The 16163-nt window shown below is 68.2% G+C and carries 15 protein-coding genes and 1 pseudogene; 13 read left to right on the forward strand and 3 right to left on the reverse strand.

Features of this window, described 5'->3' with window-relative positions; translation table 11 throughout:
- Positions 1 to 255, forward strand: a pseudogene (locus JHC79_RS19200) (tRNA (adenosine(37)-N6)-threonylcarbamoyltransferase complex transferase subunit TsaD); the annotation flags it as partial.
- Between the two features lie 29 nt (positions 256 to 284).
- On the opposite strand, the gene JHC79_RS19205 reads toward JHC79_RS19200, so the two are convergent.
- Positions 285 to 776 (reverse strand): MarR family transcriptional regulator, encoded by a 492-nt coding sequence (locus tag JHC79_RS19205; RefSeq protein WP_296393838.1) that lies wholly within the window; start codon positions 774 to 776, stop codon positions 285 to 287.
- Between the two features lie 86 nt (positions 777 to 862).
- Here JHC79_RS19205 and JHC79_RS19210 point away from each other — a divergent pair, with 86 nt between their 5' ends.
- From JHC79_RS19210 to JHC79_RS19235, 6 genes are all read left to right on the forward strand, one after another.
- Positions 863 to 2374 carry an MFS transporter gene (locus JHC79_RS19210; RefSeq protein WP_296393840.1) on the forward strand — a complete coding sequence of 504 codons (1512 nt, stop codon included), beginning with the start codon at positions 863 to 865 and terminating at the stop codon, positions 2372 to 2374.
- A 211-nt stretch (positions 2375 to 2585) separates the two neighbouring features.
- Positions 2586 to 2885, forward strand: coding sequence for a co-chaperone GroES (gene groES / locus JHC79_RS19215; protein ID WP_045822080.1), 300 nt, complete (start codon positions 2586 to 2588; stop codon positions 2883 to 2885).
- 139 nt (positions 2886 to 3024) lie between these two features.
- Entirely contained in the window at positions 3025 to 4650 is a 1626-nt protein-coding gene (gene groL, locus JHC79_RS19220) for a chaperonin GroEL (protein ID WP_296393844.1), read from the forward strand.
- 140 nt (positions 4651 to 4790) lie between these two features.
- Positions 4791 to 5393, forward strand: a complete 603-nt coding sequence (locus JHC79_RS19225) for a TetR/AcrR family transcriptional regulator (protein WP_296393846.1) — start codon at positions 4791 to 4793, stop codon at positions 5391 to 5393.
- 4 nt (positions 5394 to 5397) lie between these two features.
- On the forward strand, positions 5398 to 6486 hold the full coding sequence (locus JHC79_RS19230) for a phosphotransferase (RefSeq protein WP_296393849.1): 1089 nt from the start codon (positions 5398 to 5400) through the stop codon (positions 6484 to 6486).
- Positions 6483 to 7514 carry a TIGR03857 family LLM class F420-dependent oxidoreductase gene (locus JHC79_RS19235; RefSeq protein WP_296393851.1) on the forward strand — a complete coding sequence of 344 codons (1032 nt, stop codon included), beginning with the start codon at positions 6483 to 6485 and terminating at the stop codon, positions 7512 to 7514. Before JHC79_RS19230 ends, JHC79_RS19235 begins: the two co-directional genes overlap by 4 nt.
- 83 nt (positions 7515 to 7597) lie before the next feature.
- Here the strand turns inward: JHC79_RS19235 and JHC79_RS19240 are convergent, their stop codons facing one another.
- On the reverse strand, positions 7598 to 7894 hold the full coding sequence (locus JHC79_RS19240; RefSeq protein ID WP_296393854.1) for a WhiB family transcriptional regulator: 297 nt from the start codon (positions 7892 to 7894) through the stop codon (positions 7598 to 7600).
- A 449-nt stretch (positions 7895 to 8343) separates the two neighbouring features.
- Here JHC79_RS19240 and JHC79_RS19245 point away from each other — a divergent pair, with 449 nt between their 5' ends.
- From JHC79_RS19245 to JHC79_RS19255, 3 genes are all read left to right on the forward strand, one after another.
- Positions 8344 to 9174, forward strand: a complete 831-nt coding sequence (locus tag JHC79_RS19245) for a hypothetical protein (RefSeq protein WP_296393855.1) — start codon at positions 8344 to 8346, stop codon at positions 9172 to 9174.
- A 166-nt stretch (positions 9175 to 9340) separates the two neighbouring features.
- Positions 9341 to 9916 (forward strand): sigma-70 family RNA polymerase sigma factor, encoded by a 576-nt coding sequence (locus JHC79_RS19250; protein ID WP_296393858.1) that lies wholly within the window; start codon positions 9341 to 9343, stop codon positions 9914 to 9916.
- Positions 9913 to 10803: an anti-sigma-D factor RsdA gene (locus tag JHC79_RS19255; RefSeq protein ID WP_296393861.1), complete on the forward strand. Its 891-nt coding sequence runs from the start codon at positions 9913 to 9915 to the stop codon at positions 10801 to 10803. The genes JHC79_RS19250 and JHC79_RS19255 overlap by 4 nt, the downstream gene beginning before the upstream one ends.
- 71 nt (positions 10804 to 10874) lie before the next feature.
- Here the strand turns inward: JHC79_RS19255 and JHC79_RS19260 are convergent, their stop codons facing one another.
- Positions 10875 to 11267, reverse strand: a complete 393-nt coding sequence (locus tag JHC79_RS19260; protein WP_188491596.1) for a DUF5319 domain-containing protein — start codon at positions 11265 to 11267, stop codon at positions 10875 to 10877.
- Between the two features lie 255 nt (positions 11268 to 11522).
- Between JHC79_RS19260 and guaB the strand changes: the two genes are divergently transcribed.
- The 3 genes from guaB (at position 11523) to JHC79_RS19275 (ending at position 16151) form a co-directional block, all read left to right on the forward strand.
- Positions 11523 to 12989, forward strand: a complete 1467-nt coding sequence (gene guaB, locus JHC79_RS19265; RefSeq protein WP_296393868.1) for an IMP dehydrogenase — start codon at positions 11523 to 11525, stop codon at positions 12987 to 12989.
- Between the two features lie 78 nt (positions 12990 to 13067).
- Complete coding sequence (locus tag JHC79_RS19270) at positions 13068 to 14210, forward strand: GuaB3 family IMP dehydrogenase-related protein (RefSeq protein ID WP_296393863.1); 1143 nt, start codon at positions 13068 to 13070, stop codon at positions 14208 to 14210.
- Between the two features lie 135 nt (positions 14211 to 14345).
- A complete protein-coding gene (locus tag JHC79_RS19275) occupies positions 14346 to 16151 on the forward strand; it encodes a GMC family oxidoreductase (protein ID WP_296393866.1) in 1806 nt (601 codons plus the stop codon).
- Positions 16152 to 16163: the final 12 nt, after the last annotated feature.

Genomic DNA, 16163 nt, shown 5'->3' on the forward strand with positions numbered 1-16163 from the left:
GCGTGCGAGGACACCGGCGTCGACACCCTGGTGCTCGGTGGCGGCGCGACGGCGAACTCGCGGATCCGATCACTCGCCGAGGCGCGGTGCGCGGACGCCGGTGTGACGCTGCGGATCCCGAAGCCGCGCCTGTGTACCGACAACGGCGTGATGATCGCGACGCTGGGAGCCCACGTCATCGCCGGAGGTGCACCGCCGTCGGCCCTGACCGTGGCCACCGACCCGGGGATGTCGGTACAGATCAGCGCCTACTGACGCTGCGGTTCGCCTCAACCGCGAAGGGGTCAGCTGTCGGCGCGGACCGAGCGTGCGACATCGACGAAATCGTCCGCGCCGCACAGAGATGACCCGTCGGTGTCGACGGCCTGACTGCGCAGGATCGCGCGCTGGGTGGGACGCGCGGCCTCGTACCGTGCGCATCCATCGTCGGTAAGTTCGGCGAACACCGAGCGACGATCGTTCTCGCACATGGATCGTCGGGCGAGTCCGCACTTGTCGAGCCCGGCGACGAGACGGGACAGCGCGCTCTGGCTCAGGTGCACCTGCGCGGCCAGTTCACTCATCCGGAGTTTGTTATCCGGTGCAGAGGCCAGCAGTTCGAGGACCTCGAACTCGCTGCCGCTGATCTGGTGCCCGGCCTCGAGGGCCCGGTCGATCTCGCAGTGCAGGCGGTGATAGCGAACGGTGAGCTGATGCCACGCGGCGGCGAGGGCGTCCTCGTCGCACGGATCGGCGGCCGGGGCGGGTTGCGCCGACGCATGCTCACCGATGGACATGCCCCGCAGACTATCACATGTCAACTCATTTATTGCAGTGACATTATTTGTAGACACATTGAATGCATCTGCATATAGTCCTCCGCATGACTCTGAAACTCAGTGATTCATCAGGAAACGAGACCGACGTGCGCACCGCGCCGTCGGTGGATGGGGGAGAGACGGGTTCCTCGGTCGTCACGACGGCGCGGGGCTGGTCCACGGCGACATGGATCCTGCTGGTGGTGCTGGCCGGAGCGCTGTTCCTCGACGGGCTCGACGTCTCGATGGTGGGGGTCGCGCTCCCGTCCATGGGTGCCGACCTGGGCATGGACCAGTCGCAACTGCAATGGATCGTCAGCGGTTACGTGCTCGGATACGGCGGCTTCCTGCTGCTGGGCGGACGCGCCAGTGATCTCTTCGGCAGGCGGACGGTGTTCCTGGCCGCGCTCGCGGTGTTCGGTGTCGCCTCGGTGATCAGCGCGCTGGTCGAGGTGAACTCGGCGATCGTCGCGCTGCGGTTCATCAAGGGGGTCGCCGCGGCGTTCACCGTCCCGGCCGGTCTGTCCATCATCACCACGACGTTCGCGGAGGGCCCCGCGCGCAACAAGGCGCTGAGCATCTACACGGTGTGCGGCGCCAGCGGCTTCTCGTTGGGCCTCGTCTTCGGCGGGCTGCTCACCGAGGTCGGTTGGCAGGCCACCCTGCTGTTCCCGGGTCCGGTCGCGGTGCTCCTGCTCCTCGCGGGCATCAAGGTCATCCCGTCGGTCGCCCGCCCCGCGGTCAACTGGGGGCACCTCGACGTCGGCGGCGCCCTCACCAGCACCGGCGCGCTGCTGATCGTGGTCTACGCCGTCGTGCGCGCACCCGATGTCGGCTGGGCCGCCCCGTCGACCATCGGGCTGTTCGCCGCCTCGGCCGCTCTGTTGGTCGCGTTCCTCACCATCGAGGCCCGTCATCGCAACCCGCTGCTGCGCCTCGGGATCCTGCGCTCGCTCACCCTGGTCCACGCGAACATCTCCGCCGCGGTCATGTTCGGCAGCTACGTCTCGTTCCAGTTCCTGGTGACTCTCTACCTGCAGGACTCGCTCGGCTGGTCGCCGATCGCGATGTCCCTCGGGTTCCTTCCTGCGGGCCTGCTCGTCGTGGCGAGTGCGTTCGGCATGGACCGCGTGCTCGACCGCGTCGGGACGCCGATCCTGATCGCCATCGGGCTGACCGCGTTCGTCGGCGGATACCTGCTGTTCCTGCGTGCTCAGCCGGGCATGGGGTACGCGAACTTCTTGCTCCCGACGATCCTGCTGCTCGGACTGGGCTTCGCACTCTGCTTCCCGGCGGTGAACTCGCAGGCCACCGCCGGCGTCTCCGATGCCGAACAGGGCCTGGCGTCCGGACTGGTCAACACCAGCATCCAGATCGGCGGGGCGATCATGATCGCAGTGGTCACGGCGATCACCGCCAGTTCGGGCGGGACGCAGGTGCCGGGGGAGATGATCGGCGGGATGTCGACCGCGATCACGGTCATCTCCGTGTTGTCGATGCTCGGCGTGGCCGGGAGTCTGCTGGTGATCGCACGTCGTCGGCGTCCGAAGGTTCTGGCACTCCGGGGTACTTCGTGAATGTCGGGAGCCTGGCCGTGGTCGCGCGGGAACTGGCACTCGCCACTACTTGAGTGCTGGCACTCGCATGTATAGAGTGCCAGGTGGCACCGAGTGCGGTTGCGGCTCCCGCGACGACGCAACCGAGCTAGGCGCCATAAGCATCGAATCGACTCCAAAGAGGCCGGACGCACCGTCCGGCCCAGAACCCCGAAAGTGGAGGGCTCACATCGTGGCGAGCGTGAACATCAAGCCGCTCGAGGACAAGATCCTCGTCCAGGCCAACGAGGCTGAGACGACGACCGCCTCCGGCCTGGTCATCCCTGACACGGCGAAGGAGAAGCCCCAGGAGGGCACCGTCATCGCCGTGGGCGAGGGACGTGTCACCGAGCAGGGCAACCGGGTCCCGGTCGACGTCAAAGAAGGCGACACCGTCATCTACAGCAAGTACGGCGGAACCGAGATCAAGTACTCCGGTGAGGAGTACCTGATCCTGTCCGCGCGCGACGTGCTGGCAGTCATCTCGAAGTAGTCCTCACCAGCAGGCTCGTATGAGCCTGTCGAGGACAAGCCGCCCCGGACACTCCCTGCTGGGGGGTGGCCGGGGCGGATTCGTTCCACCAGCTCGAACCCACAGCACTGCATTGACTCCTGAAGGAGCTAGCGACCACATGTCCAAGAAACTCGAATTCAGCGACCAGGCCCGGCGCTCGCTGGAACGCGGCGTCGACAAGCTCGCCGACACCGTCAAGGTGACCCTCGGCCCCCGCGGCCGGCACGTGGTCCTCGCCAAGGCGTTCGGCGGGCCCACCGTGACCAACGACGGCGTGACCATCGCCCGCGAGATCGACCTGGAGGACCCGTTCGAGGACCTCGGCGCACAGCTGGTCAAGTCCGTCGCCACCAAGACCAACGACGTCGCCGGTGACGGCACCACCACCGCGACCGTCCTCGCACAGGCGATCATCAAGAACGGTCTGCGCAACGTCGCCGCCGGCGCCAACCCCATCGCTCTCGGCTCGGGGATCTCGCAGGCCGCCGACGCGATCTCGCAGGCCCTGCTCGCCGCCGCCACCCCGGTGGAGGGTGAGAAGGCCATCGCCCAGGTCGCGTCCGTCTCGTCGCGTGACGAGGAGATCGGCGCGATGGTCGGCAAGGCCATGTCGGCGGTCGGGGTCGACGGTGTCGTCACCGTCGAGGAGAGCTCGGGACTGAGCACCGACCTCGAGATCACCGAGGGCGTCCAGTTCGACAAGGGTTTCCTCTCGCCGTACTTCGTCACCGACGTCGACAGCCAGGAGGCTGTTCTCTCCGACGCCAGCGTCCTGCTCTACCGCGAGAAGATCAGCTCGCTGCCCGACTTCCTGCCGCTGTTGGAGAAGGTCGCCGAGGCGGGCAAGCCGCTGCTGATCATCGCCGAGGACATCGAGGGCGAGCCCCTGTCCACCCTGGTGGTCAACTCGATCCGCAAGACCATCCGCGCGGTCGCGGTCAAGGCGCCGTTCTTCGGTGACCGGCGCAAGGCGTTCCTCGACGACCTCGCCGTCGTCACCGGTGCCACCGTCATCAACACCGACATCGGTCTCAGTCTCGCCGAGGCGGGTCTCGACTCGCTCGGTTCGGTGCGTCGTGTCGTCGTCACCAAGGACGCCACCACCATCGTCGACGGTGCCGGCACCGCCGAGGCCATCTCGGCGCGCACCGATCAGCTGCGTCGCGAGATCGAGGCCAGCGACTCCGACTGGGACCGCGAGAAGCTGGCCGAGCGGCTGGCCAAGCTGTCCGGCGGTGTCGCGGTGATCCGCGTGGGTGCGGCCACCGAGACCGCGCTCAAGGAGCGCAAGCACCGCGTCGAGGACGCGGTCGCCGCGGCCAAGGCCGCGGTCGAGGAGGGCATCATCCCCGGTGGCGGATCGGCCATCGTGCAGGCGTCGGCGGCTCTCGACGAGCTGGCGGCGACCCTCACCGGCGACGAGGCACTCGGCGTCGCCGTGGTCCGCACGGCGGTCAAGGCCCCGCTGCACTGGATCGCGACCAACGCCGGAGCCGACGGTTCGGTGGTCACCGCGACCGTCGCCGCCGCCGAGCGGGGCCACGGCTTCAACGCCGCGACCCTGACCTACGGCGACCTGCTGGCCGACGGCATCGTCGACCCGGTGAAGGTCACCCGCTCGGCCGTCGTGAACGCCGCGTCGGTGGCGCGCATGGTGCTCACCACCGAGAGCGCGATCGTGGACAAGCCCGCCGAGTCCGAGGACGACCACGAGGGACACGGCCACCACGGCCACAGCCACTGACCGAGGTCACGACTGAGCAGATCTGCCGACACGAGGGGCATCCGGATTTCTCCGGGTGCCCCTCGTTCGTCGTCTGGCCCGGGTCGGTTGGGATGGACTCGCCTGTTGACAGTGACTCCCACGACCGATAGACATCCGGTATGTCGGAACCGGGCGCGGGCACACTGCGTGAGCGGCAGCGCGCGCGTGTGCGCGAGGACATCCAACGTGCAGCCCTGGCCCTGATCGCCGAGCGTGGCTACGACTCGGTCAGCACCGAGGAGATCGCCGCGGCCGCCGGGGTGTCGATGAGCACGTACTTCCGATACGTCCCCACAAAAGAGGGGTTGCTGCTCGACACCGTGCGCGGCGGTGGGGCGGCGATCGTGCGCGCGTTGCGGACGCAGCCGGAGCACGTTGCGGCCCCCGCCGCGCTGACCGCCGCGATCATCGAACGCATGTCGGGCTTCGACGACGTCGACGTGGACCACTGGCGGACCGCCGTGCTCAGCGCGCCGCACCTGCTCGAGCGTGTCTCGCTGGTCGGGACATCGGACCGTGCGGCGCTCGTCGACCTGATCGCGACACGCATCGGTGTGTCGTCACGCGACAGTGTTCGCCCGGGGCTGATGGTGGAGGTGTTCCTCGCCGCGGGCGAATTCGCCTTCCATCGATGGCTGACCGCCCCGCCGGGCCGGGTTCGACTGCCGGAGCTGGTATCTCGGTGTCTCGCCCTCGTCCCGCCCATCGACGACGAAAGGTGATGAGATGTCTGCGACAGCATCCGTGATCCCCTCGAGCCCGCGCGAGTTGACCGGCCGATGGCTCGAGTCGGTGCTCGGTACCGACGAGCGCCCGGTGTCTGTCGACACGGTGACCGTCGACCCGGTGGGGACCGGTCAGACGGGGGCGACCTACCGGCTGACCGTCGTCTACACCGACCCGGCGCAGTCGTGGCCGGCGACGATCGTGGTGAAACTGCCGTCGCAGGACGCGGGTGTACGCGAACGAGTCGCACTGGGATATCGGTCTGAACACGTCTTCTACTCCGTCGTCGCCGACACGGTCGCGATCCCGGTCCCGGACTGTCTGCACGTCGACATCAGCGACGACGCCACAGATTTCGTGCTGGTGCTGACCGATCTCGCGCCGGCGGTCCAGGGCGATCAGATCGCCGGGTGCACACTGTCGCAGGCCCGTGCGGCCGTGAGGGCTCTGGCCGGACTGCACGGTCCGCGGTGGTGTGACCCGACCTGGCTGACCCTCGAGGGCGTCGTCATGCCGGTGCCGGACGCCGCCACCGCCGGTGGGTTCGGCGACCTCGCGCGCATCGCCACCACGACCACGATCGACAGACTCGGCCACTCGCTGAGCGCGGCCGACCGCGCCACGCTCACCGACTGCGCCGAGGTCATCACGCCATGGCTGCGGTCGGACACCGAGCGGTTCTCGTTGTTACACGGCGACTTCCGACTGGACAACCTGTTGTTCCACCCCGATACCGACGAGGTCACCGTGGTCGACTGGCAGACGTTGAGCGTGGGGCTGCCCGCGCGCGACCTCGCCTACTTCGTCGCCACCAGCCTGGACCCCGACACCCGCGCCGAGCACGAACGTGACCTGGTCGGGGCCTACCACCAGGCGTTGTCGGAACACGGCGTGCGCGGATACGACGCCCAGACGTGTTGGCGCGACTACCGATCCGGGATGCTGTCGATCCCGCTGATCACCACGCTCGGGTTCGCCTTCGCCGCCGGGTCCGACCGCGGTGACGACATGTTCGTCGCCATGATCGAGCGGGGCTGCGAGGCCATCCGGGCCCTGGGGACCCTCGATCTCGTCGGCGACCGGCGGTGACCCCGCGCCACCCCGAACTGGGGGCGTACCTGCTGGCGGGACAACCCGACAGCGTTCGCGACATCGTCGACGAGGTGCGCGGCGCGCAACGACTCGGCCTGGGAACGGCGTTCATCTCCGAGCGCTACAACAAGAAGGAGGCCGCCGTCCTGACCGGTGCCGCGGGCGCGGCGAGCGACGACATCGGCATCTGCACGGCTGCGACGAACCACAACACCCGCCATCCGATGGTCACCGCGGGCATGACGCGCACGGCGCGGGATCTCACCGACGGCCGGTTCACCCTGGGACTGGGCCGGGGGATCCGACTGCTGCAGGACGCCTACGGGATCCCGCCGATCACGACCGCGGCCATCGAGGACTTCGTCGGCATCATGCGCGCGCTGTTCCGCGGCGAGACGATCGTCGGCCACGACGGGCCGGCCGGGAAGTTCCCCGTCCTGCACCTCGACGCATCGTCGGACGAGTACCTGCCCATGGCGCTCGTCGCGTTCGGCCCCCGCACGCTCGAACTCGGTGGCCGCCTGTTCGACGACGTCATCCTGCACACCTACTTCACCGACGAGACCACCCGACGGTGCGTCGAGACCGTCAAGACCGCGGCGGAGCGCGCCGGGAGGGATCCGGAGGAGGTGCGGGTGTGGGCGTGTCTGGCCACCGTCGGCGACCACGTGCCCCACCCGGATCGGATGCGCAAGACCGTCGGACGCCTGGGCACCTATCTCCAGGGATACGGCGCGCTCATGGTCGAGACCAACCGATGGGATCCCGCCGTGCTGCAGCGTTTCCTGACCGATCCGGTGATCAGCAGCGTGGCCGGTCTCGACATCGTCGGCACCCCTGATCAACTCGAGCACGCGGCGACGCTGATCCCGCAGGAGTGGTTGGCCGCCAGTGCCACCGGTTCACCGGAGCAGTGTGTCGCCGCCATCCGACACCAGTTCGATCTCGGATGCGATGCGGTGATCCTGCACGGGGCCACGCCCGCTGAACTCGAACCGATCATCGAGGCCTACGGGCGTCGGTGACGCGGTCACGCCACGGCCGAACACGCCACGAGGGGCACCCGGATCCCGGGTGCCCCTCGTGGACTCGTCTGTGGGTGGGTCGGTCAGCCGGCCATGCGGCGACCGACGCCGCGCTTCATCAGCATCCCGCGCTCGGACTCCGAGAGTCCTCCCCAGATGCCGTACGGCTCGGCGACGGCGAGAGCGTGCTCACGGCACTGCGCGATGACCGGGCACTGGTGGCACAACTCCTTGGCGCGACGCTCGCGGTGCGCTCGGGCGCGGCCGCGCTCGCCGTCCGGGTGGAAGAACATCGACGAGTCGACGCCCCGGCAGAGTCCCTTCATCTGCCAGTCCCAGATATCCGCGTTGGGTCCGGGAAGGCTGTTTGGTTGCGGCATCTGCTGGCTCCTTGAACTGCCGAAATCGGCGTGAACTGGTTGGGTGAAGCAGTTCTCCGTGGTCGAGTACGACGTTGTTCCCGTCCGACGTGATCTAGGTAAGCAAACCGTCCAAAACGAGTCAACAAGCCGCCCAGCCTGCGGAAAAAGGCCTGTTATCGACCGGATGTTAACGGCGGGTTGCGGAGTTCTGTCACCTCGGGAGTCCCACAAACGGACCACGGTCAGCATCGACGACTTCGATCAAACCGCTCGTCAGGCAGGCAAATCCGCAATCGACGACCACCTGTTACACACCTGTGGAACCGGTGGACTAATGCCCGTTTGCGTGGGCTTGGGTTACATGGAATACATATTCGAGTGACATGTCAGTGACATCGCGCGACATTGTGCCGCGTCAACAGAAGGTTAATTTCTCGCTACATCGACGAGCGCAGCACCATATACCCATGAATGACGATCTGCAGGACGTCGCATTCGGATCCCGTCCGGGCTTCGCGATGCCGCCAGGGCGAACCGGAGACGGCGGTGCGGGCATCGATTCGTGGATGCGTGCGGTCGCCTCGGGCGCGCGCGGTCACTACGCCGCGGCGTCCGCAGAACTCGATCGTGCATGCGGATCGACGGCGAACCCGGCCGTCCGGTCGCTGGCGTCGTCCACCCGGGCCTCGCACCTGCGTCAGGCCGGTCGTCACGCCGCGGCCCGACGACACGACGGAGAGGCGCTGCGGTGGGTGGCGGATCCCGCATCCGATGCGGTCAGCCGGGCAGCGGCGCTCGATGCGCTGATCGGGTTGGCCGCCGACAGCCTCGGAACGGCCCAGTTCGATCTGGCAGACCGATTGTTGGCGCGGTGCGAGGACTCCCTGGCCCGCATCGACGACGATCCGTGGATCTGGACAGGCCGTCTGCGTCTACGGCATCTCTGGGTGCGGACCGAGTCCGCGTTGTACCGGGGTGACGCACGCCGGGCGCACGAGCAGATGCTCGACGGCAGGGACCTGATCGACGCATGCCCGTCGGTACGTCATCGGATCAAGACGGACCTCATCGCGGCGGCGACGTCGGCGGCGACCGGGGACTCCGTCGTGGCGATCCGGGCGGCGTCCGGGTGCGCCGACGCAGCGCGGACGCATGGTCAGCTGCCGCTCGAATGGGCGGCGACGAGTCTGCTCGTCGGAATCGGCGCCGCATCGGACGGAAGTGGTGCGCTCGTCGCCTCCGAGGCGCGTCTGCGTACCGAACTGAACGCCCGAGGGGGCGGATTCAACCCCCGGTGAGCGTGCGCCGCGTCATCTCGTGACCCATCCGTACCCGTGGTCACGTTTTTCCCGGACTCCGCTCGCTAAGCTGACGACCGGACTTCCATGACCACGGCCGTGGCGACCTGGTCTCACCGCAGACCCGTTCGTCCGGCCACATGTAACGCAGGGACCCCACTCGACGATGATCCTCACAGGTGACGAGTTAGATCGCGCTGTCGCCGCCGCAGGGCGGGGCAGCCGGTCAGCTCTCTCTGATGTTCTCGAGAGTGTTCGGCCCCTTGTCGTGCGGTATTGCAGGGCGAGGGTGGGGGCTGGTGAACGGCATTCGCTGTCCGCCGACGATGTGGCGCAGGAGGTCTGTATGGCCGTGATGACCGCGCTGCCCAGGTATTCAGACCAGGGGCGGCCGTTCATGGCCTTCGTGTACGGGATCGCCGCACACAAGGTCGCCGACGCACATCGTGGGGCGGCGCGGGTCAAGGCAGATCCGGTCGAGACCATCCCCGAGGGGATGGACGTCGACGACGGACCGGAACAGATGGCGCTCAATGCCGACGCGAGTCGGCGGATGAGTGAACTGCTCGACCGGCTCCCGGAGAAGCAGCGCGAAGTCCTTGTCATGCGGTTGGTGATGGGGATGTCGGCGGAGGAGACGGCCGACGCGATCGGGAGCACCGCGGGAGCGGTACGCGTCGCGCAACACAGAGCATTGAACAAGTTGAAGAGCGAGATGATGAGAGCAGGTGAGGGCAGATGAACGACCGTGACTATCCCGTGTCCTCACCCGAGGATCCGGACGACGCGACCCCGATCGATCTCGCATCGCTGCGCGCCGACGACCGACTGCTCGACGCCCTGTCCCGCAATCAGGTGCCGGGCAACGGTCTCGACGGTTCCGCCGACTACCAGTTGGCGTCGTTGCTGGCCGAATGGCGGCACGAGATCGACGCGCGGCCCATGCCCGCAGGCCCCACCCTCGTCGAGGTCGAGACCGAGATGGCGCGGACCAGACGCGCCGGATCCCGCCACACCGCCCTCAAGCGCCTCCGCATGGTCAGCGGTGCGGCCGCGGTCGCCGTCGTCGCCTTCGGGGCCATCACCGTCCTCGCACAGAACTCCAATCCCGGCGATCCGCTGTGGAAGGTCAAGGAGGCGATGTTCGGCAGTGCGGCGAGCCAGACCGTCGCCTCGGCGAGCGCGCAGTCGAATCTGGAGAAGGCCGAGCAGGCGTTGTCCTCCGGCGACAAGCGCGAGGCCGCGCAATACCTGGTCGATGCCCAGAACGAGGTGAGCGGCATGAGCGGGGACGACGCCCGCCAGCGAATGCAGGACTGGGCCCAGCGGCTGGCCACCCAGGTCGGTCCGATCCAGGACAACCCGTTGACGTCGCTCACCTCGCTGCCGTCGATCCCGGGTCTGCCGCCGATCGAGATCCAGGTCCCGACCGATCAGGTCAGCCCGTCGATCCCGTCGAGCATCCTCGACCAGCAGAAGCAGATGCGTGCCCGTGCGATCGTGCCGACCAAGCCGACGACGAAGCCGTCGACTCCGGTGACCACCACTCCGCAGGCCCCGGCATCGACACCGACCGACGACGACTCGAGCGCCTCGACGACGACGACCACCACCACGCCCGCGGGCTGACAGCCCCGAACGACGACAACGGCCGACGGTGAACCCGTCGGCCGTTGTCGTCGGTGGTGTGGTGGTGACGATCAGTCGTCGTCGGAGGTGTGCATCATCGCGTCGGCGTATCCGCGGCAGTAATCCCAGGTGACGTAGGCGTCCGGGGACGGATCCACGGCCGGCTCGTGCGGACGCACCGTGCCCTCGACCAGGAGCTGCAGCAGGTTGGCGCGCAGCATGTCCCAGTCGTGATAGTGATCCTGCTGACAGTCCTCGCAGACCACGACGAGCCCGCGCACGCCGCGACGGGCCAACAACGCCTCGTACACGGCGAGGTCGGCGAGGTCCTCCTCGACCGCGAGGCGCTCGTCGGCGTCGAGCGGCTGGGCCGGCTCGACCGAATCCAGAGCAGCCGACGGATCGCCGCCCGGATCGTCGGCGAAGGGGTCCGGGGGCAGTCCCGGCGGCAGGTGGTCACGCACACGACCACCGTAGTCAGCGACCGTCACGCCGCGCCACTCTCGCGCGCGCGCCGAGCGGAATTCGTGCACAGGGGATCGGCTTATACGATGGACCGAAGTACTTCGCTCGAGTGCACTCGTTTCCCCATTCACTCGGCACTTCACCAGAGAGGCGCACTGGCGATGACTCATTCCGCAAACCGCAACGGCTCGTCGGAGACAGCTCCGGTCGTCCCCGCGGTACGGACCGGCGGCGACGACCCGAACAAGGTCGCCATGCTCGGCCTCACCTTCGACGACGTCCTCCTCCTCCCGGCGGCGTCGGACGTGATCCCCAGCGAGGTCGACACCTCCTCGCAGGTGACCCGCGAGATCCGGCTGAAGGTGCCGCTCGTCAGCTCCGCCATGGACACCGTCACCGAGTCGCGGATGGCCATCGCGATGGCCCGCGCCGGCGGTATGGGCGTCCTGCACCGCAACCTGTCGATCGACGAGCAGGCCGGGCAGGTCGAGACCGTGAAGCGCTCCGAGGCCGGGATGGTCACCGATCCGGTGACCTGCAGCCCCACCAACACCCTCGCCGAGGTCGACGCGATGTGTGCGCGCTTCCGTATCTCCGGGCTGCCCGTCACCGACTCCGACGACAACCTGCTGGGCATCATCACCAACCGCGACATGCGGTTCGAGGTCGACCAGAACCGTCCGGTGTCGGAGGTCATGACCAAGGCTCCGCTAATCACCGCCCAGGAGGGCGTGTCGGCCGAGGCCGCCCTGGGACTGTTGCGGCGCAACAAGCTCGAGAAGCTGCCGATCGTCGACGGCAACGGCAAGCTCACCGGCCTGATCACGGTGAAGGACTTCGTCAAGACCGAGCAGCATCCCGATGCGACCAAGGACTCCGACGGACGGCTGTTGGTCGGCGCCGCGATCGGTACCGGCGACAGCCAGTGGGCCCGTGCGATGGCGCTCACCGACGCCGGGGCCGACGTGATCATCGTCGACACCGCGCACGCGCACAATCGCCTGGTTCTCGACATGGTCGCCAAGCTCAAGGCCGAGGTCGGCGACCGCGTTCAGATCGTCGGCGGCAACGTCGCGACCCGCGAGGCGGCCCAGGCCCTGGTCGACGCCGGGGCCGACGCGGTCAAGGTCGGTGTCGGGCCGGGATCGATCTGCACCACCCGCGTCGTCGCGGGTGTCGGAGCACCGCAGATCACCGCGGTGATGGAGGCGGTCGCGGTGTGCAAGAGGGCCGGTGTCCCGGTCATCGCCGACGGTGGCCTGCAGTTCTCCGGCGACATCGCCAAGGCTCTGGCCGCCGGTGCGTCGACCGTGATGTTGGGGTCGTTGCTCGCCGGTACGGCGGAGGCCCCGGGTGAGCTCATCCTGGTGAACGGCAAGCAGTTCAAGAGCTACCGCGGCATGGGGTCGCTGGGCGCGATGCAGGGCCGTGGCGACCGCAAGTCGTTCTCCAAGGACCGCTACTTCCAGGACGACGTGCTCTCGGAGGAGAAGCTGGTCCCCGAGGGCATCGAGGGTCGGGTCCCGTTCCGCGGACCCCTGACCCAGGTGATCCACCAGCTGCGCGGCGGACTGCGTGCCGCGATGGGCTACACCGGCGCGGCGACCATCGAGGATCTGCAGCAGGCGCGGTTCGTGCAGATCACCTCGGCGGGCCTCAAGGAGAGCCACCCGCACGACATCACGATGACCGTCGAGGCGCCCAACTACTATTCCCGGTGATCGCCCAGCGATCGTCGTAGACGTAACGCCCGACCGGGTCCCGGTCGGTTGAGCCATGGTTGACAGAAGGGCGCATCGGTGCGGGATCTTGTGGACATCGGCATGGGCAGAACCGCCCGGCAGACCTTCGAGCTCGATGACATCAACATCGTCCCGTCGCGTCGCACCCGCTCGTCGAGCGAGGTGTCGACCGCGTGGCAGCTCGACGCCTACCGGTTCGACACCCCGATCCTGTCGCACCCCACCGACGCGCTGGTCTCGCCGGAGTCGGCGATCGAACTCGGCCGTCTCGGTGCGCTCGGTGTGCTCAACGGTGAGGGGCTGTGGGCCCGGCACCGCGACGTGGAGGCCAAACTCGCCGAGGTGATCGCGATCGCCGTCGACGATGTCGATCCGGCCGCGGCCATACGTCGGCTGCAGGAACTGCACGCCGCGCCCCTCGACACCGGTCTGCTCGCCGAGAACGTCGCCCGCGTGCGCGACGCCGGCGTCACCACCGCGGTCCGGGTCAGCCCGCAGCACGCGCAGGAGCTCACGCCCGCCCTCGTCGGTGCCGGCATCGACCTGCTCGTCGTGCACGGCACGATCATCTCCGCCGAGCACGTCTCGCACGACGACCGCGAACCGCTCAACCTCAAGACCTTCATCAGTGAACTCGACATCCCGGTGGTCGCCGGCGGTGTGCACGACCACCGCACCGCACTGCACCTGATGCGCACCGGCGCCGCGGGTGTCGTGGTCGGATACGGCTCGGCCGCCGGGTCGACCACCACCGGCGAGGTCCTCGGCATCGGCGTCCCCATGGCGACCGCCATCGCCGACGCGGCTGCCGCCCGTCGGGAGTACCTCGACGAGACCGGCGGGCGGTACGTGCACGTCATCGCCGACGGCGACATCCACTCCTCGGGCACCCTCGCCAAGGCGATCGCCTGCGGCGCCGATGCCGCGATGCTCGGTACCCCGTTGGCCGCGTCGGCGGAGGCACCCGGGCGCGGCTGGTTCTGGACCGCGGCCGCGGCACACCCGTCGCTGCCCCGTGGCGCGCTGCTGCAGGTGGCCGGCGACGAGGACCGTCCGCCGCTCGCCGAGGTGCTGCACGGACCGTCGTCGGAGCCGTTCGGCCAGCTCAACGTCGTCGGCGGCCTGCGTCGGTCGATGGCCAAGGCCGGGTACTCCGACCTCAAGGAGTTCCAGAAGGTCGGGCTCACCGCCTGCAGTTGATCGACCCGTGTCGCCGTAGGTGTCGCCGGATCGTGGACCGGGCAGGTAGCATTTTGTCTGTTAACGGCGGTCACAGAGACTTGTGACACAGCTGCGGCACGTGAGACAGCCCCCGGCACGGCGAGAGGTTCTGCAATGGCGCACGACTCCACGGATTTCGACGTTCTGATCATCGGTTCGGGCTTCGGCGGCAGTGTCAGTGCACTGCGCCTGGTTGAGAAGGGGTACCGCGTCGGCGTGATCGAGGCCGGTCGTCGCTTCGAGGACTCCGATCACGCGAAGACCAGCTGGCGTCTCAACAAGTTCGTGTGGGCGCCCAAGCTCGGGCTGTTCGGCATCCAGCGCATCCACATGCTGCGTGACGTCATGGTCCTGGCCGGTGCGGGTGTGGGTGGCGGTTCGCTGAACTACGCCAACACGCTCTACAAGCCGCCGACGCCGTTCTTCACCGATCCGCAGTGGGGTCACATCACCGACTGGGACGACGAACTGACCTCGCACTACGACCAGGCGCGACGAATGCTCGGCGTCGTCACCAACCCGACGTTCACCAACTCAGACCGGGTCGTCAAGGATCTGGCGGAGGAGATGGGCGCCGGCGACACGTTCGGTCCCACCCCCGTCGGCGTCTTCTTCGGCGCCAAGACCGGCGGCGAGGGCGCACCCGGCGAGACAGTCCCCGACCCGTACTTCGGAGGGGCCGGCCCGGCCCGCACCGCCTGCACCCAGTGTGGCTCGTGCATGACCGGATGTCGGGTGGGCGCGAAGAACACCCTGCTCAAGAACTACCTCGGCCTCGCCGAGAGCAACGGCGCACAGATCCTCGACCGCACCACCGTCACCGGGCTGCACCCGCACGCCGACGGGACGTGGTCGGTGGACACCGAGCGCACCGGGACCTGGACGAAGCTGCGCGCCGGGCGTCGCACCCTGACCGCCGGCCAGGTCATCGTCGCCGCAGGCACGTACAACACCCAGAAGCTCCTGCACCTGGCCAAGGACGACGGATCGCTGCCGCAGCTGTCCGACGCGCTCGGTGACCTCACCCGCACCAACTCGGAGTCGATCCTCGGGGCGATGCGCACCAAGGTCGATCCCACCGACGACTTCTCCGAGGGCGTCGCGATCACCTCGTCGTTCCACCCCGCCTCCGACACCCACATCGAGCCCTGCCGCTACGGCAAGGGGTCCAACGCGATGGGCCTGTTGCAGACGATGCTCACCGACGGCGAGCCCGGCCGGAACCGGTTCCTCAAATTCCTCGACGAGGTGCGCAAGAACCCGTTCGCGCTGCTCTCGCTGATCAACGTGCGGCACTGGTCGCAGCGCACGGTGATCCTGCTGGTCATGCAGAACAAGAACAACTCGCTGTCGACGTTCGTGCAGAAGCTCGGCCCCTTCCGTTTCGTCAACAGCCGACAGGGCCACGGCGAGCCCAACCCGACCTGGATCCCGAAGGGCAACGAGGCGGCGCAACGTGTCGCGGCCAAGCTCGGTGGGCTGGCCGGCGGAACCTGGGGCGACGTGTTCAACATGCCGATGACCGCGCACTACCTCGGCGGCTGTGTGATCTCCGACAAGCCGTCGACCGGTGTGATCGACCCGTTCCACCGGGTCTGGAACTACCCGACCCTGCATGTCACCGACGGATCGGCGATCAGCGCGAACCTGGGCGTGAACCCGTCGCTGTCGATCAGCGCGCAGGCCGAGCGCGCGATGTCGTTCTGGCCCAACAAGAACGGCGTCGACACCCGACCCGCGCAGGGTGAGGCCTACCGCCGCATCACCGCGGTCGCGCCGCAGGCGCCGGTCGTCCCAGAATCGGCACCCGGCGCCCTGCGTCTGCCGATCGTGGCCATCACCAACGGCAACGGCGCACCGGTCGACGGGGCGTCGCTGTTCCCGGCCGCCGGAGTGCGCCGCGACGGCGTGAGCGCCTGATCGGCCGCACCG

The organism is Williamsia sp. (assembly GCF_016462415.1).
GTDB lineage: Bacteria > Actinomycetota > Actinomycetes > Mycobacteriales > Mycobacteriaceae > Williamsia_A.